Origin of the sequence: Pseudomonas sp. NPDC098747 (assembly GCF_044760045.1) — a bacterium.
GTDB lineage: Bacteria > Pseudomonadota > Gammaproteobacteria > Pseudomonadales > Pseudomonadaceae > Aquipseudomonas.
Map to the genome: position 1 here is coordinate 78,549 of NZ_JBIWAL010000004.1, position 24,128 is coordinate 102,676.

A 24,128-nucleotide genomic window follows, 5' to 3' on the forward strand; every position below is an offset into this window, starting at 1 on the left:
GCTCCCACAGTGGGTTTTTGTTGTGTCAGGTTGACCGTTGCGTGAGACCCGGTGAGGATGGCGACGCCCGCCTGTGCATCTGAAATAAGGACATTGACCTCTTCGTGGCCACCTACTCTCCCCTGATCCGCCGGCTGATGATCAGCTCGCTGACGGTCGTCATCAGCCGTGCCCTGATCAGCCCATTGCTGACCTTGTTCCTCAGCAACAAACTCGGCCTCAACCCGCAGGACGTCGGTCTGCTGCTGGGCATCGCGGTGTTCAGCGCCACGCTACTGTCGCTCTATGGGGGCTACATCATTGATCGGCTGGACAAGCGTCAGTTGCTGATTCTGACCATGCTGTCGAGCGGTATTGGCCTGATCCTGCTGACCTTCGCGCAGAACCTGTATCTGGTCACGCTGGTGCTGATCATCAGCGAAACCGCCTCGGCGCTGTTCCTGATCTGTTCCAAGGCGATGATCAGTGAAAACCTGTCGGTCGGGCAGCGCGTCAAAGCGTTTTCCCTGACCTACACGTTGACCAACATTGGCTACGCCGTCGGCCCGATGATTGGCGTGGTGATCGCCGGCATCCAGCCTTCCGCGCCGTTTATCGTCGCCGGTGCGATTGCCTGTGGCAGCGTGTTCCTGCTGCTCGGCGCCGCTAAACAAGTCAGCCCGCTATCGCCGCTCGGCCAGCCGCAAAGCTTTCTGAATACCCTGATCATCCTGAAAAACGACCGCACGATGGTCCTGTTCACCCTCGGCTGCCTGCTCAGTACGTTGGTGCACGGGCGTTTCACCTTGTACCTGTCGCAATACCTGCTGGTGACGCACACCCAGCAACAGACTCTGGACACCATGGCCGCCCTGCTCGCCTGCAACGCGATCACGGTGATCCTGCTGCAATATCAGATCGGTCGTTTCCTCAAGCGCGAGCACCTGCGGTACTGGATTGCCGGTGGCACCGCGCTGTTCATCGTCGGGCTGATCGGCTTCAGTTTCGCCGACAGCCTCGTCGGCTGGTGCGTGGCGATGTTCATCTTCACCTTGGGCGAGATGATCATTTACCCGGCGGATTTCCTCTTCGTCGACACCCTGGCCCCGGAAGAACTGCGCGGCAGCTACTACGGTGCGCAAAACCTCGCCGCATTGGGCGGTGCCTTAAGCCCGGTAATGTGCGGGTTTCTGCTGATGCACACGCCAGCGCCGAGCATGTTTTATGCCCTGAGTATTCTCGCGGCGTTGGGCGGGTATCTGTGTTTCGTCAGTGGGCGCAGGGCTGCTTTAATGCAAAAGTAATGCACTCAAACTGCATTAATATGAATTTGTCAGCATCGAGAATGATCGGCACACTGTGCGCGTTCCTCCCCCAATGTTGGAACACTTCGAGGGCTTACCGGATTTACCGGGCAAGTCCTTTTTTTTGCCCGGATTTTTGCAAGGATCGGTTTTACATGCTCGCTCGCTGGTTGCCCGCCGCCATCAACACCCGCCCCACCGAATGGAGCCGCGCCGCCATCGGCATGGCATTGGGCACGCTGTTCAGTGTGTGGCTGTGCGCCCAGGTGTTCGGTCATGAAGTGGCTTATCACCTGATCGGCCCGTTGGGCGCGTCGGCGGTGTTGCTGTTCGCCGTATCGTCCGGCGCCCTCGCCCAGCCGTGGTCGATTCTGGGCGGTTATCTGTGTGCCGGCGTCGTGGCGTTGCTGGTCGCCCATGTGCTCGGCCGAACACTCGGTAGCGCGTGTCTGGCGGCGGGCATGGCGTTGATTCTGATGTGCTGGTTGCGCTGCCTGCACCCTCCGGCCGGCGCGTTGGCACTGACGTTGGTGCTGGCCGATCCCGCGACCATCGCCATGGACTGGAAAGCCATGGAACCGGTGATGCTCGGTGCGGCGTGCATGTTGGCCAGTGCCTTGGCCTACAACAATCTGACGCGCATTCGTTACCCGAAACGTCCCGCCGAACCGGCGCCCGTGGTTGCCCCGATCGACAGCCAGGCGATCACCGCTGAAGACCTGAAGCTCGCATTGGCCGACATGGAGGCCTTCATCGACATCACGCCTGAAGACCTCGAACAGTTGATCCACGCCAGTGAACTGCATGCCAAGCGGCGCAGCATCGGTGAAGTTTTCATCCGACCGTCCTGATGCTCCTACACTGTTATTGCGTTTCATCACCTGATGTAAAAACGCAGACAGCCCCTGCACATATCCCCGTTGTACAGGGCAAATTTGCACTGTTACGATCCGTTAACGCTCGCGCGCGAGCTTCTCGAATAAAGACAATAAAAGCAGGGAGTTAGTGATGACTGCTCAGGCTTCATCCCCGCGGACTCTGTCCATGGATGCCACGCAAAACGAAGTGCTGGCCGAGGTTCGCAACCACATCGGTCACCTGACCCTCAACCGACCCGCCGGCCTCAACGCCATTACCCTCGACATGGTTCGCCTGCTGCAACAGCAGCTCGATGCCTGGGCGAACGACGCCGATGTGCATGCCGTCGTCCTGCGCGGTGCCGGTGAGAAAGCCTTCTGCGCCGGTGGCGACATTCGTTCGCTTTACGACAGTTTCAAAAGCGGCGACACGCTGCACGAAGACTTCTTCGTCGAGGAATACGCCCTCGACCTGACGATTCATCACTACCGCAAACCGGTGCTGGCGCTGATGGACGGATTTGTCCTCGGTGGCGGCATGGGTTTGGTGCAAGGCGCCGATCTGCGCTTGGTCACCGAAAAGAGCCGACTGGCGATGCCGGAAGTGGCCATCGGTTATTTCCCGGACGTCGGTGGCAGCTATTTCCTGCCGCGCATTCCCGGCGAACTGGGGATCTATCTGGGCGTCAGCGGCGTGCAGATCCGCGCCGCCGATGCGCTGTATTGCGGTCTCGCCGACTGGTATCTGGACAGCAGCCAGTTGGCCATCTTCGATGAAAAACTCGATCAGATGGAATGGCAGGACACGCCGCTCAAGTCGTTGCAAAACCTGTTGGCCAAGCACGCCGTGCAATCCCTTCCCGATGCGCCGCTCGAAACCTTGCGTCCGGCCATCGACCATTTTTTTGCGCTGCCGGACGTGCCAAGTATGGTCGAGCAACTGCGCGCCGTCACCGTTGCCAACAGCCATGAATGGGCGACCACCACGGCTGACCTGCTGGAGTCCCGCTCGCCGCTGGCCATGGCTGTTACGCTGGAAATGCTCCGTCGTGGCCGGCACTTGAGCCTGGAACAGTGCTTCGCCCTCGAACTGCATCTGGATCGCCAGTGGTTCGCCCGTGGCGACCTGATCGAAGGCGTCCGCGCCCTGTTGATCGACAAAGACAAGACACCTCGCTGGAACCCGCCAACCCTTGCCGCGCTGGACGCTGCGCACGTGGCGAGTTTCTTCCACGGTTTTGCTGAGAGCGGGAGCTGAGCCATGCACGATCTCGAACTGACTGAAGAACAAGTGATGATCCGCGACATGGCCCGGGACTTTGCCCGCGGCGAAATCGCGCCTCATGCGCAAGCCTGGGAAAAGGCTGGCTGGATCGACGACGCCCTGGTGGCGAAGATGGGCGAGCTGGGGCTGCTGGGCATGGTCGTGCCTGAAGAATGGGGCGGCACCTACGTCGATTACGTCGCTTATGCGTTGGCAGTGGAAGAGATTTCCGCCGGCGATGGCGCGACCGGTGCGTTCATGAGCATCCACAACTCCGTTGGCTGCGGCCCGGTGCTCAACTACGGCAGCGAAGCGCAGAAGCAGACCTGGCTGGCGGATCTGGCCAGCGGTCAAACCATCGGCTGCTTCTGCCTGACCGAACCGCAGGCTGGCTCCGAAGCGCACAACCTGCGCACTCGCGCTGAACTGCGCGACGGCCAGTGGGTGATCAACGGGGCCAAGCAATTTGTCAGTAACGGCAAACGAGCGAAACTGGCGATCGTGTTTGCGGTGACTGATCCGGATCTGGGCAAGAAAGGCATTTCGGCGTTTCTGGTGCCCACCGATACAGCGGGTTTCATCGTCGATCGCACCGAACACAAAATGGGCATTCGCGCGTCCGACACCTGTGCGGTGACGCTGAACAACTGCAGCATTCCCGAGGCCAACCTGCTCGGCGAACGTGGCAAAGGTCTGGCGATTGCCCTGTCCAACCTTGAAGGCGGACGCATCGGCATTGCCGCGCAAGCCTTGGGCATCGCCCGTGCGGCGTTTGAAGCGGCGTTGGTTTATTCGCGTGATCGGGTGCAGTTCGGCAAACCGATCAACGAGCACCAGAGCATCGCCAATCTGTTGGCCGACATGCACATGCAATTGAACGCGGCGCGGCTGATGATTCTGCATGCGGCGCGGTTGCGCACGGCGGGCAAACCGTGTTTGTCAGAGGCCTCACAGGCCAAGTTGTTTGCTTCGGAGATGGCCGAAAAGGTCTGCTCGTCGGCGATTCAGATTCATGGCGGGTATGGGTATCTGGAAGATTATCCGGTCGAGAAGTACTACCGCGATGCGCGGATTACCCAGATTTATGAAGGGTCGAGCGAGATTCAGCGGATGGTGATTGCCCGGGAGCTGAAGAACTACCAGTTGTAGCGTGATGGCCCTCTTTCCCTCACCCCAGCCCTCTCCCCGAGGGAGAGGGGGCCGACCGAGGTGTCTGGCGTTGTACATCGACCTGAGAGATCGGGTTGATGATGGATTCGACAGTGCACCTTCTTCATTCTGAAGACCGACGGGTTACCACAAGGTAATTTGCAGGCTTTTAAAATCTGAGTTCACCTCGGTGGTCCAGGTCGATGCATGACGCCCAAACAACCCGGTCAGTCCCCTCTCCCTCCGGGAGAGGGTTAGGGTGAGGGGCTCTTTTGCTTCTAATCGCGTTACTTACCCTTGAACTCAGGCGTGCGCTTAGCCACAAACGCCGCCATCCCTTCCTTCTGATCCTGCGTCGCAAACGCTGCATGGAACACCCGGCGCTCAAAGCGCACGCCTTCAGTCAAATTGACCTCAAACGCACGGTTGACGCTTTCCTTGACCATCATCGCAATCGGCAGCGATTTGCTGGCGATCACTGCAGCAACTTTCAGCGCTTCATCCAGCAACTCATCACTCGGCACGATCCGCGCGACGATGCCGCAACGCTCAGCCTCAACCGCGTCGATCAAACGCCCACTCAGGCACATTTCCATGGCTTTGGCTTTGCCCACAGCGCGAGTCAAACGTTGGGTGCCGCCCATGCCCGGCAGCACGCCGAGATTGATTTCCGGCTGACCGAATTTAGCGTTGTCGCCAGCCAGGATAAAGTCGCACATCAACGCCAGCTCACAGCCTCCGCCCAGGGCAAAGCCGTTGACGGCGGCGATGATCGGCTTGCGGCGGTTGGCCACGCGGTCACTGTCACTGAACAGGTCGTCCATGTAGATCTGCGGATAGGTCAGCTCGGCCATTTCCTTGATGTCGGCGCCGGCAGCGAACGCCTTCTTCGAGCCGGTGATGACGATACAACCGATGTTGGCGTCGGCTTCCAGCACGTCGAGTGCCTGGTTAACTTCGCTGACCAGTTGCGCGTTCAGTGCATTCAGCGCCTGCGGCCGGTTGAGCGTGATCAGGCCAACGCGGCCGTGGTTTTCCAGCAGGATCGTTTCGTAAGTCATGGATAAAATTCCTTGTCAGAGGTTGCGCGAGATAACCATGCGCTGAATATCGCTGGTGCCTTCGTAGATCTGGCAGACGCGCACGTCGCGGTAGATGCGCTCCAGCGGGAAATCGTTGAGGTAACCGTAACCGCCGAGCGTTTGCAAGGCCATCGAGCAGACTTTCTCGGCCATCTCCGAGGCGAACAGTTTGGCCATGGAAGCCTCGACCAGCGCCGGTTGTCCGCTGTCACGCAGGGCGGCCGCGTAATGCACCATCTGCCGGGCAACGGCGATCTGCGTCGCCATGTCGGCGAGGCGGAAGGCAACGGCTTGATGCTCGATGATCGGCTTGCCGAACGTGTCGCGATCACGGGCGTAATCGCGCGCCGCTTCGAATGCCGCGCGGGCCATGCCCACCGATTGCGAGGCAATACCGACGCGTCCACCTTCAAGGTTGGCCAGGGCAATTTTGTAACCTTCGCCCTCCTCGCCCAAACGGTTGGCGACCGGCACTTTGACGTCTTCGAAGAGAATCTGGCAAGTGTCCGAGGCGTGCTGGCCGAGCTTGTCTTCGACGCGGGCGACTTTGTAGCCCGGCGAATCGGTCGGCACAATAAACGCGGTGATCCCGCGTTTGCCGGCACCTGGATCGGTCACCGCAAACACGATCACGATCCCGGCGTTTTGCCCGGAGGTAATGAACTGTTTGCAGCCGTTCAGCACGTAGTGATCGCCTTCCAGGCGTGCGCGGGTTTTCAGGCTGCTGGCATCAGAACCGGCCTGCGGTTCGGTCAGAGCGAACGCGCCGAGCATCGCACCGCTGGCCAGCGGTTTGAGGAAGCGTTCGCGCTGGTCATCGTTGCCGAACTTGAGGATCGGCACGCAACCCACCGAGTTGTGCACGCTCATGATCGTCGAGCAGGCACCGTCGCCGGCGGCGATTTCTTCCAGGGCCATGGCGTAGGCCAGGTAACCGGTGTCGCAACCGCCCCACTGCTCCGGCACGAGCATGCCGAAGAAGCCCAGTTCGGCCATTTCGCGAATGGCTTCCTTGGGAAAACGGTGCTCGCGATCCCACTCGGCGGCGAACGGTTTCAGCCGTTCCTCGGCAAACTGCCGGGCCATGTCGCGGATCTGTTGTTGGTCTTCGTTGGGGATCATGGTGAGTCCTTGAATCCGGGTTACCACACAGGACCCTGTGGGAGCTGGCTTGCCAGCGATGAGGCCGTGTCAGTCAACATATTGGCTGTCTGACTCACCGCCATCGCGGGCAAGCCCGCTCCCACAGGGATTAGCGCTTGCTTTAATACACGCATTCCACGGCCATGGCCGTTGCTTCACCACCACCGATGCAGATGGCCGCGATGCCGCGTTTCAGATTGTTCTGGCGCAACGCCGAGAGCAGCGTCACCAGAATCCGCGCACCGGACGCACCGATCGGATGACCCAGCGCACACGCGCCGCCGTGGATATTCAGCTTCTCGTGCGGGATATCGAGGTGTTTCATGGCAGCCATGGCGACCACGGCAAACGCTTCGTTGACTTCAAACAAGTCAACCTCGGCCAGCGACCAACCGGTCTTCTTCACCAGCTTGTTGATCGCCCCGATCGGGGCCACCGGAAACAGCCCCGGCGTATCGGCAAACGCCGAGTGACCGTGAATGACCGCCAGCGGCTTCAAACCAAGTTTTTGCGCCTGCGACTGACGCATCAGCACCAGCGCCGCCGCGCCGTCGGAGATTGAGCTGGAGTTCGCCGCCGTCACCGTACCGCCCTCGCGGAACGCCGGTTTCAGTGAAGCGACCTTGTCCAGTTTGGCTTTCGGCGGCTGCTCGTCATTGCTGATCAGCACCTGCTCTTTCCCGACGGCCACGGTCAGCGGGACGATTTCGTCCTTGAAGCGGCCGTCCTTGATCGCCTGTTGCGCGCGGGTCGTCGAGGCGATGGCAAAGGCGTCCTGCGCTTCACGGCTGAAGTCGTTGGTGTCGGCGCATTCCTCGGCAAAAGTCCCCATCAGGCGGCCCTTGTCGTAGGCGTCTTCGAGACCGTCGAGGAACATCGAATCCAGCACCCGGCCATGGCCCATCCGGTAACCGGCGCGGGCACGGTCCAGCAGATACGGCGAGTTGGACATGCTTTCCATGCCGCCGGCGATCACCACATCGGCACTGCCAGCGACCAGCATGTCGTGGGCCAGAATGGTGGTTTCCATACCCGAGCCGCACATCTTGTTAACGGTGGTGCAGCGGGTCGATTTATCCAGCCCGGCGCCCAGCGCTGCTTGCCGTGCAGGTGCCTGGCCGAGACCGGCGGGCAGCACGCAACCGAACAACACTTCGTCTATTGCATCGCTGGCGACACCGGCGCGCTCAACCGCAGCCTTGATCGCGGCGGCGCCGAGTTGCGGTGCGGTGAGGCTTTTCAGTTCGCCCTGAAACCCGCCCATCGGGGTGCGGACGGCGCTGACGATGACAATCGGATCGTTGGAAATAGTCATGACAAATCCTCTTTACCTGGCGGCCATGCGCAAGGCGCCGTCGAGACGGATCACCTCGCCGTTGAGCATGCTGTTTTCGATGATATGCCGAACCAGTGCGGCGTACTCGGCAGGCTTACCCAGACGCGGCGGGAACGGTACGCCGGCGGCCAGCGAGTCGCGGACTTCCGGGGTCATGCCGGCCATCATCGGGGTTTCAAAAATGCCCGGGGCGATGGTCATCACGCGGATGCCGAAGCGCGCCAGTTCACGGGCGGCGGGCAAAGTCAGGCTGGCGATGGCGCCTTTTGACGCTGCGTACGCGGCCTGACCAATCTGGCCGTCGAACGCCGCCACCGAGGCGGTGTTGATGATCACACCGCGTTCGCCGTCGGCATTGGCTTCGCTCTCGGCAATCGCCGCAGCAGCGAGGCGCAGCATGTTGAAGCTGCCGATCAGGTTGACGTTGATCACCTGGGCAAAACTGGCCAACGCATGCGGGCCGTTCTTGCCGAGGATTTTCTCGCCACGCACGATGCCGGCGCAGTTGACCAGACCGTTGAGGCTGCCGAATGCGCTGACGGTCGCTTGAACGGCGGCTTCGGCGGCGGCTTCATTACTGATGTCGGCGACGACGCTTTGCGCACCCAGGCGCTTGGCCTGGGCGGCCACCGCTTCGGCGTTCATGTCCACCAGCATCACTTTGGCGCCGGCATTCACCAGCAATTCAGCGGTGGCCGCACCCAGGCCAGACGCGCCGCCAGTGACGATAAAAACCTTGTTCTCGATCTGCATGACTGTTTCCTTCGATTCAAGCTGAAACGTTGTGCGCCGCGGCCTCTTGAGCCTTGGCGATTTCCTGGTTGCGCAAGATAAAGCGCTGCAATTTGCCGCTCGGGGTTTTGGGCAAGTCGCTGACAAATTCGATTTCACGCGGGTACGAATGCGCGGCCAGACGCTTGCGTACGTGCTGGCGCAGCTCTTCGGCCAATTCCGGCGCCGCGCGGTACTGCGCGCTGAGCACCACAAAGGCTTTGACCAGTTCGGTGCGCTCCGGGTCGGGTTTGCCGACCACCGCCGCCTCGATCACGGCCGGGTGTTCAATCAGTGCGCTTTCGACGTCGAACGGGCCGACACGGTAGCCAGAGGTGGTGATCACGTCGTCGCTGCGGCCGACGAAACTGATGCTGCCGTCCGGGTTCCACTCCACGGTGTCGCCGCTCAGGTAGTAATCGCCGACGAAAGCTTTGGTCGGCGCGCCTTCATAGCCACCAAACCAGCACATCGGCGACTTGGCGCGGTCGATGGCGAGGATGCCCGGCTGACCGACGCCGAGTTCCTTGTGCTGCTCGTCGAGCACAACGATGCGATGGCCCGGTGAGGCGAAACCGGCGGCGCCAACGTGAACCGCATGGTCGAGGCCATGGTGGTTGCACAGCACCATGCCCAGTTCGGTCTGGCCGTAATGGTCGTGGATGACCACGTCGAGGTTGTCGGCGAACCAGCGGATCACTTCCGGGTTCAGCGGCTCGCCGGCGCTGCTGACGATGCGCAGCTTGCCTTTGATCGATTTGGCGAACTCATCACCGCCGGCAATCAGCAGACGGTAGGCCGTCGGCGAACCGGTGAGGTTGGTGATGCCGTACTTGTTGATCACCCGGCAGGTGCTTTCGAGGGTGAACGGGCCATCGTAGAAAGTGATCGGATGTCCCATTGCCAACGGGCCGGTGACGCCAAAATAGATGCCATAGGCCCAACCCGGATCGGCGACGTTCCAGAATGCATCTTCCGGACGCAGATCCACCGCATCGCGGGTGTAACTCTGGAACGCAACAATAGCCTTGAGCGGTACCGACAGGGCTTTCGCCGGGCCGGTGGTGCCCGAGGTGAACATCAGCAGGAACGGGTCTTCGCCGCTCAACAATACCGGTTCACAGACGTTGGAATAATTGGCCAGTTCTGCCCAGAAACTGAAATCACCACGGACAATGCCCTGGCCCTTGGCGCCGCCGACGGTCACCAGTGTCGGGCAGTCGGCGACTTCAGCGAGTTTCGGCCGATTGACGGCGTCGGTCACCACGACTTTGGCGCCGGAACTGTTCAGACGATGTTCGAGGGCCTTGGGGCCGAACGCGGTAAACAGCGGCTGATACACCGCGCCAATGCGCCAAGTGGCGAACACGGTGATGAGCAATTCGATGTTGCGCGGCAGCAGACCGGCGACCTTGTCACCCTTCTGCACGCCCTGGGCGAGGAGGAAATTGGCGAAACGCGCGGCTTTGTCCTGCAAGTCGCTGAAAGTGTACGTCGCACTGGCGCCGTCGCGACCCTCCCAGAACAGCGCGATGCGCCCCGGCAAGGCATGGCGGTCGCAGCATTCGACACAGGCGTTGAGCGCCTCAAGCGAGCCGCTGAGCGCGGCGTCCACGGTGTGCTGATAGTTGAACTGTTCGGTGGCAGACAAGTAATCGCGCATTGCCAGAATCCCTCTGTGTTTTTATTAGGCTGGGAACCGTAAACAACAGAGGGATAGTCGCGCTGTAAGGGGTTTGGGGCAATGGTCAAAGCCATCAAAGTGGCTGACTGGTTTGGCCACGGTTCAGAAAATGTGGCGCCTGCAAAGACGCCTTCGCGAGCAAGCTCGCTCCCACATTCTGAAATGCATTCCCCTGTGGGAGCGAGCTTGCTCGCGAAGAGGCCGGATCAACCGGATATACAATTCGGATCAGACGGCTTCGTTAAGGATCAATGCCCGGTAATGCCCGGGATTGGACCCCGACCACTTGCGAAACGCCTTGTAGAACGAACTCGCGTCGGCAAACCCCAAGCGGCTGGCGATCTCGACAAAGCTGATTGAAGGCTCGGCCAGCCAGACAATCGCCAGTTCCTTGCGCACGCTGTCCTTGAGGCCCTGATACGTCTGCCCTTCCTCGGCCAAGCGGCGGCGCAAGGTCGAGGCCGACATGCACAACTGCTGCGCCAAGGCTTCGGTTTCCGGCCACTGCTCGGCAGGCAACTGGCGCAAATCCTGTTTGATCCGGCTGGCCAGGCTCTGCGGGTCGCGGTACTTGACCAGAATGTTGGCCGGCGCGTGAGCCAGAAAGCGCTTCAGTTCTTCGGCGGAACGCTTGATCGGTAAATCGAGGCAATCGGCGGAAAAGATCATCCGTGTGCGTGGCCGATCAAAGCGCAGGTTTTCCGAGAACATCACCCGATAGTCATCGGTAAAGTCCGGCGCCGGGCAACGCAGTTCGATGGCCAGGATCGGAATTCGCCGCCCCGCCAGCCAGCAGGCCACGCCGTGGACGATCATCCAGTAGGTGAAATAGGTGAAGGCGCGGCGCGGTTCGGGATCGTCTTCGAGCAGAACGATTTCCGCGAGACTCTGCTGATGCACCAGTTGCGCCGGCAGACGCTCAAGCATCAATGACAGAAAACTCAAACCCGTGCTCAACCCGGCCGCCAGGGTCGGCTGTGCCATTGCGCTGCGGCAGAGGAATTCCAGACTGCCGGACTTGAGCTTGCGCGGGTCCATGCCGAAGAACTCGTCATCACCACGCCGGGCCAACAGGCGCCATAGCTTTGCATACTGCGATGCCGGCACCCGGCCCTCGCCGGTTTGCAGCAAGACCGGGGCAATGCCGACCTTGTTCAACAATTCTTCCCTGGCCACGCCCGGGGCACAACTTTGCAGCAGCGCTTCACGCACCAGTTGCACGGCGATGGTGTCTTTTTCCAACATGGAGCGCGGCAGACCTTGTTGTTTTTGAGTGATGGGCATCTTACCGCAACGGCTCAAGCACACCACATAACCTGTGGGAGCGAGCTTGCTCGCGAAAGCGGTGGAACAGCCAGACATAAGTTGACTGACTCGACGCCTTCGCGAGCAAGCTCGCTCCCACACTTTGATTTGTGCAGGACGAAAACAAGGTTGTTCAGCTTGTGTTCAGGTTCTTGTCAATCATTGTCATGTGAGAATGAGTGTCATTATGTTACAACTTAGCTCCCTATCTAAATCACTGCGGACACCGAATGCTCGTTCCTTTTCTGATCATGCTGCGCGAAGGCATTGAAGCCGCGTTGATCGTTGGCATCATCGCCAGTTACCTGCAACAGACCGGCCGTGGCCAATGGATGCCCGCCGTCTGGATCGGTGTTTTCCTCGCAGCGGCCCTTGCACTGCTGGTCGGTGGTGGCCTGGAACTGGTCAGCGCCGAGTTCCCGCAAAAGCAGCAGGAGCTGTTCGAAGGCGTGGTCGGGCTGGTGGCCGTGGCGATTCTCAGCTCGATGGTGTTCTGGATGCGCAAGGTCGCGCGGTCGATCAAGCATTCGTTGCATGCCTCGCTGGATCAGGCGCTGACCTCGTCTAAACATCAGGTGATCGCGCTGATCGCCATGGTCTTTTTTGCCGTCGCGCGGGAAGGCCTGGAAACGGTGTTTTTCCTGCTTGCGGTGTTCCAGCAAAGCGAAGGCCCGGGCGCGCCCATCGGTGCCCTGCTCGGCCTGATGCTGGCGATTGTTGTCGGCTTCCTGATCTACACCGGCAGCATGCGCCTCAACCTCTCGGCGTTTTTCAAGTGGACCGGGTTGTTCATTCTTGTCGTGGCCGCGGGGATTCTCGCCAATTCGGTGCAAGCCCTGCATGAAGCCGGCGTGTGGAATCACCTGCAAACCGTGCTCTTCGATTTCAGCGCAGCGCTGCCGATGGATGGCCCGCTGGGTTCAGTGCTGGCCGGCATGTTCGGTTATCAGGATGCGCCGACTGTCAGCACCCTCGGCGCGTACCTGATCTATCTGCTGTTGGCATTGGTGATGTTCTTCCTGCCCGCCCCTAAGTCTGTCGCGCAATCGTCTTCCGTTTCCAGCCAATAAGGGCACTCATGTCAAAGCCTAATATTCCTCAGGCCTCGCCTCCCCGCGCCTTGCGTTGGGCGCTGGCCGGTTCGGTGGTCGTGATGATCGCCGCCGGTGGCCTGTTCTGGTACGCCTCAAAAATGGCTGCTGCCAAGCGTCAGCACAACCATGATGAAGTGGTGGTCAACATTCATCCGGGGCGTTGCGAGCCGAACGCTCTGACGGTCCCGGCCGGTCGCGCCAGTTTCCGCATCGTCAACCGCTCCGAACGGGCGGTGGAATGGGAAATCCTCGACGGCGTGCTGGTGGTCGAAGAGCGTGAAAATATCGCGCCGGGCCTGAGCCAGGTGATCAATGCCAACCTGCAGCCCGGCGACTACGCGATCACTTGCGGCCTGCTGAGCAACCCGCGTGGCACTCTGCATGTCACGCCGACCGCAGCGTCTGACGCCGCCGCGAAAGCCAAGCCGTCGATGGTTGCCTTTGTCGGTCCGTTGTCGGAATTCCGTGTGTATCTGGCTAGCCAGGGCAGCGCGTTGATCAAAACCACCACCGCGCTCAATCAGGCGATTGCCAGCGGCGACCTGGTTCAGGCCCAAGCGCTGTATCTGCCGGCGCGGGCGGCGTATCAACATTTGGCCCCGGCGGCTCAGCGACTGGCCGAACTGGACAACCGCATCAACGCCCGCGCCGATTACTTCGAGATGCGCGAGCAGGATCCGGCGTTCGTCGGTTTCCACCGCATCGAATACGCGCTGTTCCAGCAACACAAACTCGATGATCTCGCCGCCGTCGCCCAGCGTCTGGTGAGCGACGTCACCACGCTCAAACAGCAACTGCTCGCGCAATCGTTGCCGCCGGAGCAACTGGTCAACATCGTCGTGCGCAACCTCAATACCCTCGCCGACGTGCGCGCCGCCAGCGGTGAAGAAGAACGCTACAGCCACAGCGACCTCAACGGTTTTGCCGCCAACCTGCAAACCGCACGCAAAGTCGTCGATTTGCTGCGGCCGATGCTGAGCAAATCGGCGGCCGATCTCTTACCGAAAATCGACCAGATGCTGGCCGACTTCGACAGCGAACTGAACAGCTACAAGGTCAAGGACGGCTACGCCAGTTACGACGCCATCAGCGGCGCGCAACGCAAGCAGATTGCCGACAAGGCCCAGGCTTTAGCCGACGCACTTGATGGCATCGATCCAGCCCTCGGCCTCTCCGGCCTGTAAGCAGAAGACCCGTACCGATGAAAGACTCAGAACAACTCAACCTGCAACGTCGCCGCGTACTGATGGGCATGGGCGCTGCCGGTGTCGCACTGGCAGGGGGAGCCCTGAGCTGCCCGGCCATGGCCGCCGCACCCGCACAAGTCACCGAAGCACCGAGCAGCGACAAGACCGAAGACCGCCACGACTTCCACGGCGTGCATCAAACCGGCGTCGTCACCCCGCGCCCGGCGTCGGGCATGCTGGTCGCGTTCGATGTGTTGGCCAGTGATCGCGAAGATCTCGAGCGACTGTTCCGCACCCTCAACGAGCGCATCGCGTTCTTGATGACGGGCGGCCCGGTAGCGCAGATCGATCCAAAACTGCCGCCGCCGGATTCCGGCATCCTTGGCCCGGTCGTCACCCCGGACAACCTGACCATCACCGTGTCGGTGGGTGAATCGCTGTTCGATGAGCGCTTCGGCCTAGCCGACGCCAAACCCAAACGTCTGCAACGCATGGTCGGTTTCCCCAACGATGCGCTGGAGGCCGATTGCTGCCATGGCGACTTGAGTTTGCAGTTCTGCTCCAACACCGCCGACACCAACATTCATGCCCTGCGCGACATCGTGAAAAACCTGCCAGACCTGTTGCTGGTGCGCTGGAAACAGGAAGGCAGCGTGCCGCCGCAAGCCCCGGCCAAGCCAGGAGTGCCGGCGCAATCGGCGCGTAATTTCCTTGGTTTCCGTGATGGCTCGGCCAACCCCGATTCCAACGACGATAAAGCCATGGATCGTCTGGTCTGGGTGCAATCGTCCAGCGACGAACCGGCCTGGGCAGCGCACGGCAGTTATCAAGCGGTGCGGATCATCCGCAACTTCGTCGAACGCTGGGATCGCACGCCGTTGCAGGAACAGGAAAGCATTCTCGGCCGGGTCAAAACCACCGGTGCGCCAATGGGTGGCCACCACGAAAGCGAGGTTCCGGACTACAGCAAAGACCCGGGGGGCAAGCTGACCAAGCTCGACGCGCACATTCGTCTGGCCAACCCGCGCACCACCGCCAGCCAGGCCAACCTGATCCTGCGCCGACCGTTCAACTACTCCAACGGCGTCAACAAGAACGGCCAACTCGACATGGGCCTGTTGTTCATCTGTTACCAGGCCGATCTGGAAAAAGGCTTCATCACCGTGCAGACCCGTCTCAATGGCGAACCGCTGGAGGAATACCTCAAACCGGTCGGCGGCGGCTACTTCTTCACCCTCCCGGGTGTCACGGGCGACAAGGACTTTATCGGTCGCTCGCTGCTCAACGCCACACAACCCAAAACCGCTGCCTGAAAACAATCATCAACTGGAGCCGCCCCCATGAAAAAGACACCACTCGCGTTATTGCTGACCCTCGGTTTGCTCACCCCGCTGTCAGCGTTCGCCGCGACCGCGCCGCTGGATCTGGTCGGGCCGGTGTCGGACTACAAGATCTACGTCACCGAACAACTCGATGAACTGGCCAGCCACACCCAACAGTTCACCGACGCCGTGAAGAAAGGCGACTTGGCGACCGCGCAAAAGCTCTACGCCCCGACCCGCGTTTTCTACGAGTCGATCGAGCCGATTGCCGAGCTGTTCAGTGACCTCGATGCGTCCATCGACTCGCGCGTCGATGACCACGAAAAAGGCGTGAAGGCTGAAGACTTCACCGGTTTCCACCGCATCGAATATTCGCTGTTCGCGGAGAAGAGCACCCAGGGCCTCGACGCACTGGCGGATGGCTTGAACAAAGACGTCAAAGACCTGCAAACCCGCGTGGCCGGCCTAACCTTCCCGCCGGAAAAAGTGGTGGGCGGTGCTGCTGCACTGTTGGAAGAAGTGGCCGCGACGAAGATCTCCGGCGAAGAGGATCGCTACAGCCACACCGACCTGTATGACTTCCAGGGCAACATCGACGGCGCAAAGAAAATCGTCGATTTGTTCCGTTCGCAGATCGAACAGCAGGACAAGGCCTTCATAGCGAAAGTCGACAAAAACTTCGCCACCGTCAACAAGGTGCTGGCCAAGTACAAGACCCAGGATGGCGGGTTCGAAACGTATGACAAGGTGAAGGATAACGACCGTAAGGCGCTGGTTGGGCCGGTGAATACCCTGGCGGAAGACCTTTCCACGTTGCGTGGGAAGTTGGGGCTGAATTAAGTTTTTTTAGCGTCAGGTCCGGCCCATTCGCGAGCAAGCTCGCTCCCACAGGGATCTTCAGTGACCACAAATTTTGTGGCGACGTAGATCCCCTGTGGGAGCGAGCTTGCTCGCGAAGGCATTTTCAGCCGCACTGTATGATTTGAATATTTACAAAATCCGGTAAAGCAACCGCTCAATCCGCACCCGACTCACACGCTTGAGAAACTTCGCCACCCCGCTCGGGTATTCCGGCAACGTCTCAAGATTCTGGAAGCTTGAAATCCGTGTGGTATGGCGGAAGATCTCCTCCAGCTCCTGCGCCCGCGGCGCCAGCCACTCACCTTTTGGATCATCGATCAACAACGCATTTTCCAGGTCCAGGCGGAACGCCCGTGGATTAAGGTTGTTGCCGGTCAGCAGCGTATAACGCTGATCGACCCACATGCCCTTGAGGTGATAGGTGTTGTCGCCTTCACGCCACAGGTGCAGGTTCAACTGACCGCTATCGATACTGCGCTGATGGCGTTTGGCGAAGCGGCGCAGGCTGATCTCGTACAGGTACGGCAGCGCAGCGATCACCCTGAACGGCTCGCTCGGCGGAATGTAAAAGTCGTTGGCGGTCTTGTCGCCAACCACGATGTCGATCTTCACGCCACGGGCCAGCGCGCGGTTGATCTCGCGGATCACCCCCAGCGGCAAGTTGAAGTAAGGCGTGCAAATGGTCAGCTGCTTTTGCGCACTGGCGATCAATTCGAGAATCGCCCGGTTCAACGGGTTGTTCTTGCCCACGCCCAGTAATGGACTGACCGACAGCCCCTCTTTGGCGATGCTGCCGGCACTGGTGTCGTACGTCGCGTGCTTGAGGCGGCTGCGCAGATCGCCAATGTCGTTGCGCAGGCTGCGGGTGGTCGGCAGGTTCGGCAGGTCGAGGCGATGCACCGCTTTGGATTCGATCAGACCGTGCTTGACCAGGTGATGCATCGAGTCCGCCAGTTCACGGCTTTGCAAGACGTGATAGCGATCGAAACGGTACTTGTCGAACTTGTGCAGGTAGACGTTGTTGAGGCTGGCGCCGCTGTAGACCACGCAATCGTCGATCACGAAGCCCTTCAAATGCAGCACGCCGAACAGTTCGCGGGTTTGCACCGGCACGCCGTAGACCGGCACTTCGCTCTGGTGGGTGCGGGTCATTTCCTGATACCACGCCGAATTGCCCGGCTGTTTGCCGGCACCGATCAGCCCGCGCTGGGCGCGCAGCCAGTCGACGACCACGGCGATTTCCAGCTCGGGACGCTTGAGTTTGGCGGCGTGCAAGGCATCGAGGATTTCCTGACCGGCTTCGTCTTGCTGCAAATACAGCGCGACGACATAGATGCGCTGGGTCGCCGCAGCGATTTTCTCCAGCAGGCAACGACGGAACTCGGCGGCGCCGGACAAAATGGTCACGGCCTCGGCGGTCAGCGGAAAGCTGCGCAGTTTAGGCAGCAGAGAACGTTTGAAAAGCAACGGCATAGGGCTCGCAATGGGTCGAATCCGAAGAACCCGAGAGCTTACACCATCGATCCCTGCGGGTCTTGTTAGTGTCTGTAATGGCCCCTTCGCGAGCAAGCTCGCTCCCACAGTGTCTTGCACAATGGCCACTATCCCCATCTCCTGTGGGAGCGAGCTTGCTCGCGAAGGCTTTTCAACCCGCAAAGAAAATATCAGCTTGACCATGAAGAACGACCGTTCTACTGTTTGCAGCATGAACAAAATCACTGACACTTCAACCCGCGACATCATTCTGGATGTCACCGAAAAGCTTATCTACAAAAGTGGCATCGCCGCCACTGGCATGGATCTTCTGGTGAAAACCGCCGGCGTCTCCAGAAAAAGTATCTACCGCTACTTCGTCAACAAGGACGAACTGGTCACTGCGGCCCTGCAACGCCGCGACGTGCGCTGGATCCAGTGGTACCGGAACGCCGTCGATCAAGCCGAAACTCCTGCCGATCGCCTGCTTAACCTGTTTACCGTACTCAAGGGCTGGTTCGCCTCGGAAGGTTTCCGCGGTTGTGCCTTCATCAACACCAGCGGCGAGACGGGCGACCCACAAGATCCGGTGCGTCTGGTCGCCAAGGAGCATAAACAGAAGCTGCTCGACTACGTGCGCGAGCTATGTACCGAACATGGCGCCGAGGATCCGCAGTTGCTGGCCAAACAGCTGCTGATTCTGATTGACGGCGCCATTACCGTAGCGCTTGTGATGGGTGATCACAGTGCCGCCGATAATGCGCAATGCATGGCGCGAAAATTATTGGACCTGTAACGCCTTAATAAGCCTGACAAGTTGATTAAACGTTGAATCTATCGGGAGACTGATTATGTCTACTGCAGCCCAGGTACGTCCGCCATTGCCACCCTTCAACCGTGAGTCGGCGATCGAGAAAGTTCGCTTGGCCGAAGACGGCTGGAATTCCCGCGATCCTGAGCGGGTTTCGCTGGCTTACACACTCGACACGAAATGGCGTAACCGCGCCGAATTCGCCAACAACCGCGAAGAAGCCAAATCCTTCCTCACCCGCAAATGGGCCAAGGAGTTGGACTACCGCCTGATCAAGGAACTCTGGGCCTATTCGGACACGCGCATCGCCGTGCGCTATGCCTATGAGTGGCACGACGATTCGGGGAACTGGTTCCGCTCGTACGGTAATGAAAACTGGGAGTTCGACGACAACGGTCTGATGTTCCAACGTTATGCGTGCATCAACGACATGCCGATTCAGGAAAGCGAACGCAAGTTCCACTGGCCGCTGGGCCGCCGGCCGGATGATCACCCGAGCCTGTCGGACCTTGGTCTGTAATTCGACACTGTTCTAAATGCAGGAGTGAGCCTGCTCGCGATGGCGGTTGAACATTCAACATATCCGTTGACTGGCACGCCGCAATCGCGAGCAGGCTCATCTTTCAGCGTTTTTTTCTATACGCTGAATCATGATCGCAAATCCAATCGAACTCATGGCAAACACGTCGGGTCAACCGGCCATACCCGCGATGGAGACGGATCATGAGTTTTACCGTGTGGGTCGCAGTGCTCGGCGCCGTGTTGCTGACTTTGGCACTGACATCGTCGTACCTGCGCTGGATGCCGGTCACCACCTCCGCGGTGTGTTTGCTACTGGGCGTCGCCATTGGCCCGAGTGGCCTCGATCTGCTGAAACTGCCGCTTGAAGACGCCTCCCTGTGGATGGAGCACCTGACGGAAGTCGCGGTGCTTTTTTCGTTGTTTGTCTGTGGATTGAAACTGCGCCTGCCGTTACGCGATAAGCGCTGGCGAATCGCGTTCGGGCTGGCGGGCCCGGTGATGGTGCTGACCATCGCCGGCGTTTGCCTGTTGCTGCACTGGGGTTTGCAACTGCCGTGGGGGGCATCGTTGCTGATCGGCGCGATTCTGGCGCCGACCGACCCGGTGCTCGCGGCGCTGGTCCAAGTCAACGATTCGCGGGATGTCGACAGCGTGCGCTTCGGCCTGTCCGGCGAGGCTGGGCTCAATGACGGGATCGCCTTCCCTTTCGTGATTCTCGGCTTGCTGTTGCTGCAAGGCGATGGCAATACCGGGCTATGGCAGGACTGGGTCTTGCGCAGCGTGTTATGGGCCGTACCCGCCGGCTTGCTGACCGGTTACTGGATGGGCCGTGGCATCGGCCGCGTGACGCTGTCATTACGTATCCACAACGAAGACAGCACCCTGAGCCCCAACGATTACCTGGCGCTGGCACTGATCGCCCTGGCCTATGTTGTGGCCGAAGCCATTGGTGGTTACGGCTTCCTGTCGGTATTTGCTGCGGGACTGGGCCTGCGTCAGGTGGAAGTGCAATCCACCGGTGCCGGCCAGCCGCCTGCCGAGCATCTGGTGCAACCGGTGGTCGGTCATTTGAACGCGGAACCGCAGCATGCGGTGCATGGCGATACCGAGCGACTGGAGGACAGCCAGGTCGCCGCCGGCATCATGATGGGTGACATGTTGTCGTTCGGCGGTCTGGTCGAACGGGCGATGGAAGTGTTTCTGGTCACGCTGCTGGGCGTGGTGCTGGTGACGCACTGGGACTGGCGGGCCTTGCTGGTGGGTGGCGTGTTGTTCTGCCTGATTCGCCCGGCTTGCGTTGCGCTGATGCCGTGGGGGTCTTTGCTGGAGGGACGGCAACGTCTGCTGATCGGCTGGTTCGGCATTCGCGGGATCGGCAGCCTGTTCTATCTGTTTTATGCCTTGAATCATGGGCTGAGCGATTCGGTAGCCACGCTGTGTACCGACTTGACGCTGTCGGTGGTGGCACTGAGCATTTTGCTGCATGGCATCAGCACGCAACCGATCCTTGCGCGGTACGAACAGCGTAAAAAGCGTTCGCGGCGTTAACAGTCTTGGGAGCTGAAAATTCTTGTGAAAAAAATGGATCGCTCTGCAATTGTCAGCGGTCACAACCTTAATCCCCCGCCGCACGCCTGCGACGGGACACGGCAGGTTCGGTTCCCCTGCGGCTTTAAGCCCTTGAATAGGAATCCTGAAATTTAAGGTTACGGTCATGAAAGAATGCTCGACTCCTGCGCAAATCAAGGCTTGCAGGGCCTTGGCCCTGGAACGCAATCGTCAATTGTTCGAAGAAGCGCAGGCGCTCAATCGAGCGGCTCATCAGTTACTCGAAACCTCGCAACTGGATCTCGAACAGTTTGAGCACTACCGGGCATTGCGTCGAAAAGCCGATGTGAAGTTTGCCGATGCGATTGAGCATCTGTGCGTTCTGAACGAGGATTTCCCGCCGATTCCAATGTCGGTGCAGCATTCGCAGGGGTTGCGTCGGGCGCTTGAGACGGCGGAGTAAGTTGCCGAGCTCAAAGAGCCCCTCACCCTAGCCCTCTCCCGGAGGGAGAGGGGACTGACCGTGTTGTTCTTTAGAGTTACGCCGACGTGCAATACCGAGGTGATATCAGGTATTGATGAGCACCTGCGTCATTCCATACCGAGTAGAACTCAGGTATTGGATGGAACCTGTATCATTTCAATACCAATTCGAACTCAAGTATTGGATGGCACCTGAATCATTTCCATACCAATTCGAACTCAGGTATTGGATGGCACCTGAATCATTTCCATACCAATTCGAACTCAGGTATTGGATGGCACCTGAATCATTTCAATACCGAGTCGAACCCAATTTTCGAACACGACGAAGATCTGCCCCCTTTCCCCCTCTCCCTCTGGGACAGGGCTGGGGTGAGGGGCTTTTGATCTATGACTCGGGTGTGACTAGATCTCAGCCCCCAGGATTCGTCACCTGGATAAACACCGCATAACTGCCCAATACCACCCAGAACGTCGCAAAGATCCACGGCGTGCGCACCGAGAACAACAGCGACTTGCGGTAACCCTTGTGGCTTGATTCCGTCTCGCTGAACAGCGGCGATTCGTCGTATGCCAGCCCCATCAGGGGCTCGCTCTGCAGCAAATGGCTCTGCTTGAAGTGCCAGTGATCGATGATGTCGTACGCCGCGCGAATCCCAGGCCAGGCGTTGAGCGAGCTGAGCAGTCCCAGCAGCGCCAGAAACGGTGGCACCACCAGCGTGAACAACTTGCCCCATTCCGGGTTGAGGTTGGACATGCACGAGGCAAAAGCAATCACCAGAAACGATTGCGCGGCCAGATAGGCGTCGGTGCGATTGGCGAGGATGCTGGTTTCGTACTGGATCTCCCGTCGATAGAAGTCCAGGCGTTCCTTGGGCGAGCCGAACATTTTGGCATCATGTTCGGTCTGGGTTTCTTCAGCAGTCAGCTGGGTCAATATGCGAGGCACGAGACGCACGCTCCAGAGCGGGGGAAAACGTTTAGAAGCGCCCCGCCGCGCACTAGTTCAGCCGAATATCCCCGCGCCTTACTTCATCGCCCGCGCGATGATCTCCACAAGATTCATTTGCGTGAAGGGTTTGGGCAGGCGCGGCAACTGCGCGGCAAAGCCTTCCAGGCGCTCGGCGTAACCGGTGGCCAGGATGATCGGCAGATCCGGTTTGAGCAGCCGCACCGCGTGGGCCAGTTGCGCGCCGCTCATGCGCGGCATGGCCATGTCGGTGATCATCAGGTCGATCACCTCGCCTTCGTCGAACAACGCCAGCGCCTCAGTGCCGGAGCTTGCGCTGACCACCCGATGACCGAGGTCTTCGAGCAGCAGGCTGGTGCTGGTCAGCACCAACGAGTCGTCGTCCACCACCAACACGCTTAGACGCGGTACTACAAACGGTGGGGCTGGCGGGTACAAAGGCTTCGTAGTCGCGCCCTCGACGGCCACCGGAATCCACAGTTCGGCAGTGGTACCGTTAGCCTTTTCGCTCTTGAGGATAAAGCGGCCACCGAGTTGCTCGATGAAACCATGCACCATCGACAACCCCAGTCCGGTGCCTTTGCCCACGCCTTTGGTGGTGAAAAACGGGTCGCGGGCCGAAGCCAGTGTCTGCGCGTCCATGCCTTCACCGGTGTCGCTCATGCTCAGGCAAACGTAACGACCTGCCGTCAACGCCTCCGAATGACTGAGTTCAAGCACGACTTCCGGTTGCGCGGTGATGGTCACGCTGCCGCCCTCGGGCATGGCATCGCGGGCGTTGGTGGCGAGGTTGAGCAGCGCCAGTTCCAGTTGGTTGGTGTCCGCCAGCACGGGTTCGAGGTCTTCGGGAAAGCGTGTGTCGATGCGAATGCCCGGCCCCAGTGAGCTGCGAAGCAACCCGGTAATGCCTTGCACCAGTTGCGGGATGTCGACCGACTCGGTCTTGAGCTCCTGACGACGGGCGAACGCCAGCATGCGCTGGGTCAGCGACACGCCGCGCAAGGCGCCTTGTGTGGCGTTTTCCAGCAGGCGAATGATTTTCGGATCATCGCCAACGCGTTTCTGAACAATCTCCAGATTGCCGAGGATCACCGTCAGCAGATTGTTGAAGTCATGCGCAATACCACCACTGAGCTGACCGATTGCCTGCATTTTCTGCGCCTGGGCCAGCGCCTCGCGGGTCTTTTCCAGTGATTGTTTGGCCTGATGGGCTTCGGTCACGTCACGGGTGATTTTGGCAAAACCGAGCAACGTGCCGGTTTCACCACGAATTGCATCGACCACCACATGCGCCAGAAATCGCGTGCCGTCCTTGCGTACACGCCAGCTACGGTTTTCGAAGCGGCCTGTTTCGGTGGCTACCGCCAGCGCCCGCTGCGGCTCGCCGCGTTCGCGGTCTTCGGGGGTATAGAAAATCGAAAAATGCTGGCCGATGATCTCTTCCGGCAAGTAACCCTTGATGCGCTGTGCACCCTGGTTCCAGTTGCTCACGCGACCTTCAGGGCTGAGCATGTAGATGGCGTAGTCGGTGACGCCCTGCACCAGCAGGCGGAACTGCTGTTCGCTTTGCTTGAGGGTTTCCTCGGCCATCTTGCGGTCGGTGAGGTCGCGAGTGATCTTGGCGAAACCCAGCAGTTTGCCATTGGGGTCGATGATCGGATCGATCACCACATGGGACCAGAAATTGGTGCCGTCCTTGCGCACGCGCCAGCCTTCGCCTTCGAACCGTCCTTCGCGGATCGCCGTGTCGAGTGCCCGTTGCGGCAATCCGGCCGCGCGATCATCTGCGGTATAGAACCGCGAAAAATGCTCGCCAAGAATTTCCGCTTCTTCATACCCCTTGAAGCGTTTGGCGCCGGAGTTCCAGCTGGTGATGATGCCGTCCGGGTCGATCATGTAGATCGCATAGTCGACGACCGCATCGATCAGAAGCCGGAATCGCATCTCCTCAATCGCTGCGGTCTTGTTGTTTTCGCTCATCAC

The 24,128-nt window shown here is 59.8% G+C and carries 21 protein-coding genes; 12 read left to right on the forward strand and 9 right to left on the reverse strand.

All coding sequences use genetic code 11. The features are described from left to right. Positions 1-104: 104 nt before the first annotated feature. The 4 genes from ACIQVE_RS03710 (at position 105) to ACIQVE_RS03725 (ending at position 4,553) form a co-directional block, all read left to right on the forward strand. Positions 105-1,283, forward strand: coding sequence for an MFS transporter (locus tag ACIQVE_RS03710; RefSeq protein WP_402804679.1), 1,179 nt, complete (start codon positions 105-107; stop codon positions 1,281-1,283). A gap of 155 nt (positions 1,284-1,438) precedes the next feature. Next, positions 1,439-2,134, forward strand: coding sequence for an HPP family protein (locus ACIQVE_RS03715; RefSeq protein ID WP_402804680.1), 696 nt, complete (start codon positions 1,439-1,441; stop codon positions 2,132-2,134). Positions 2,135-2,291: 157 nt separating this feature from the next. Further along, the gene (locus tag ACIQVE_RS03720) at positions 2,292-3,398 is read left to right on the forward strand and encodes an enoyl-CoA hydratase/isomerase family protein (protein WP_402804682.1); all 1,107 of its coding nucleotides are present in this window, start codon (positions 2,292-2,294) and stop codon (positions 3,396-3,398) included. 3 nt (positions 3,399-3,401) lie between these two features. Further along, positions 3,402-4,553 carry an acyl-CoA dehydrogenase family protein gene (locus tag ACIQVE_RS03725; RefSeq protein ID WP_402804684.1) on the forward strand — a complete coding sequence of 384 codons (1,152 nt, stop codon included), beginning with the start codon at positions 3,402-3,404 and terminating at the stop codon, positions 4,551-4,553. Between the two features lie 287 nt (positions 4,554-4,840). On the opposite strand, the gene ACIQVE_RS03730 is transcribed toward ACIQVE_RS03725, so the two are convergent. From ACIQVE_RS03730 to ACIQVE_RS03755, 6 genes are all read right to left on the reverse strand, one after another. After that, positions 4,841-5,614 carry an enoyl-CoA hydratase gene (locus ACIQVE_RS03730; RefSeq protein WP_402804686.1) on the reverse strand — a complete coding sequence of 258 codons (774 nt, stop codon included), beginning with the start codon at positions 5,612-5,614 and terminating at the stop codon, positions 4,841-4,843. 15 nt (positions 5,615-5,629) lie between these two features. Then, positions 5,630-6,757 carry an acyl-CoA dehydrogenase gene (locus ACIQVE_RS03735; protein ID WP_402804688.1) on the reverse strand — a complete coding sequence of 376 codons (1,128 nt, stop codon included), beginning with the start codon at positions 6,755-6,757 and terminating at the stop codon, positions 5,630-5,632. Positions 6,758-6,899: 142 nt separating this feature from the next. After that, on the reverse strand, positions 6,900-8,093 hold the full coding sequence (locus ACIQVE_RS03740; RefSeq protein ID WP_402804690.1) for an acetyl-CoA C-acyltransferase: 1,194 nt from the start codon (positions 8,091-8,093) through the stop codon (positions 6,900-6,902). Between the two features lie 12 nt (positions 8,094-8,105). Then, the gene (locus ACIQVE_RS03745) at positions 8,106-8,867 is read right to left on the reverse strand and encodes an SDR family NAD(P)-dependent oxidoreductase (protein WP_402804692.1); all 762 of its coding nucleotides are present in this window, start codon (positions 8,865-8,867) and stop codon (positions 8,106-8,108) included. 16 nt (positions 8,868-8,883) lie between these two features. Beyond that, complete coding sequence (locus ACIQVE_RS03750) at positions 8,884-10,548, reverse strand: AMP-binding protein (protein ID WP_402804694.1); 1,665 nt, start codon at positions 10,546-10,548, stop codon at positions 8,884-8,886. A gap of 249 nt (positions 10,549-10,797) precedes the next feature. Next, positions 10,798-11,814 (reverse strand): AraC family transcriptional regulator, encoded by a 1,017-nt coding sequence (locus ACIQVE_RS03755; protein ID WP_402804902.1) that lies wholly within the window; start codon positions 11,812-11,814, stop codon positions 10,798-10,800. A gap of 290 nt (positions 11,815-12,104) precedes the next feature. Here ACIQVE_RS03755 and efeU point away from each other — a divergent pair, with 290 nt between their 5' ends. From efeU to efeO (ACIQVE_RS03775), 4 genes are read left to right on the forward strand one after another with little or no spacing between them, the layout of a single operon-like run. Next, positions 12,105-12,944: an iron uptake transporter permease EfeU gene (gene efeU / locus ACIQVE_RS03760; RefSeq protein WP_402804696.1), complete on the forward strand. Its 840-nt coding sequence runs from the start codon at positions 12,105-12,107 to the stop codon at positions 12,942-12,944. An 8-nt stretch (positions 12,945-12,952) separates the two neighbouring features. Beyond that, positions 12,953-14,152, forward strand: a complete 1,200-nt coding sequence (efeO, locus tag ACIQVE_RS03765; protein WP_402804698.1) for an iron uptake system protein EfeO — start codon at positions 12,953-12,955, stop codon at positions 14,150-14,152. A gap of 17 nt (positions 14,153-14,169) precedes the next feature. After that, entirely contained in the window at positions 14,170-15,468 is a 1,299-nt protein-coding gene (efeB, locus tag ACIQVE_RS03770) for an iron uptake transporter deferrochelatase/peroxidase subunit (RefSeq protein ID WP_402804700.1), read from the forward strand. Between the two features lie 27 nt (positions 15,469-15,495). Further along, a complete protein-coding gene (efeO, locus tag ACIQVE_RS03775; RefSeq protein WP_402804701.1) occupies positions 15,496-16,317 on the forward strand; it encodes an iron uptake system protein EfeO in 822 nt (273 codons plus the stop codon). Positions 16,318-16,467: 150 nt separating this feature from the next. Here efeO (ACIQVE_RS03775) and pssA read toward each other — a convergent pair whose 3' ends face one another. After that, the gene (pssA, locus tag ACIQVE_RS03780) at positions 16,468-17,811 is read right to left on the reverse strand and encodes a CDP-diacylglycerol--serine O-phosphatidyltransferase (RefSeq protein WP_402804703.1); all 1,344 of its coding nucleotides are present in this window, start codon (positions 17,809-17,811) and stop codon (positions 16,468-16,470) included. Between the two features lie 232 nt (positions 17,812-18,043). Here pssA and ACIQVE_RS03785 point away from each other — a divergent pair, with 232 nt between their 5' ends. The 4 genes from ACIQVE_RS03785 (at position 18,044) to ACIQVE_RS03800 (ending at position 21,155) form a co-directional block, all read left to right on the forward strand. Continuing rightward, positions 18,044-18,607 (forward strand): TetR/AcrR family transcriptional regulator, encoded by a 564-nt coding sequence (locus ACIQVE_RS03785; RefSeq protein ID WP_402804705.1) that lies wholly within the window; start codon positions 18,044-18,046, stop codon positions 18,605-18,607. Between the two features lie 55 nt (positions 18,608-18,662). Next, positions 18,663-19,142 (forward strand): DUF1348 family protein, encoded by a 480-nt coding sequence (locus ACIQVE_RS03790; protein ID WP_402804707.1) that lies wholly within the window; start codon positions 18,663-18,665, stop codon positions 19,140-19,142. Between the two features lie 203 nt (positions 19,143-19,345). Next, the gene (locus ACIQVE_RS03795; RefSeq protein ID WP_402804709.1) at positions 19,346-20,692 is read left to right on the forward strand and encodes a cation:proton antiporter; all 1,347 of its coding nucleotides are present in this window, start codon (positions 19,346-19,348) and stop codon (positions 20,690-20,692) included. Between the two features lie 166 nt (positions 20,693-20,858). Further along, positions 20,859-21,155, forward strand: a complete 297-nt coding sequence (locus ACIQVE_RS03800; protein WP_402804710.1) for a hypothetical protein — start codon at positions 20,859-20,861, stop codon at positions 21,153-21,155. A 432-nt stretch (positions 21,156-21,587) separates the two neighbouring features. Here the strand turns inward: ACIQVE_RS03800 and ACIQVE_RS03805 are convergent, their stop codons facing one another. After that, positions 21,588-22,124: a hypothetical protein gene (locus ACIQVE_RS03805; protein WP_402804712.1), complete on the reverse strand. Its 537-nt coding sequence runs from the start codon at positions 22,122-22,124 to the stop codon at positions 21,588-21,590. Between the two features lie 78 nt (positions 22,125-22,202). Beyond that, a complete protein-coding gene (locus ACIQVE_RS03810) occupies positions 22,203-24,125 on the reverse strand; it encodes a PAS domain S-box protein (protein ID WP_402804714.1) in 1,923 nt (640 codons plus the stop codon). Between the last annotated feature and the right edge of the window lie 3 nt (positions 24,126-24,128).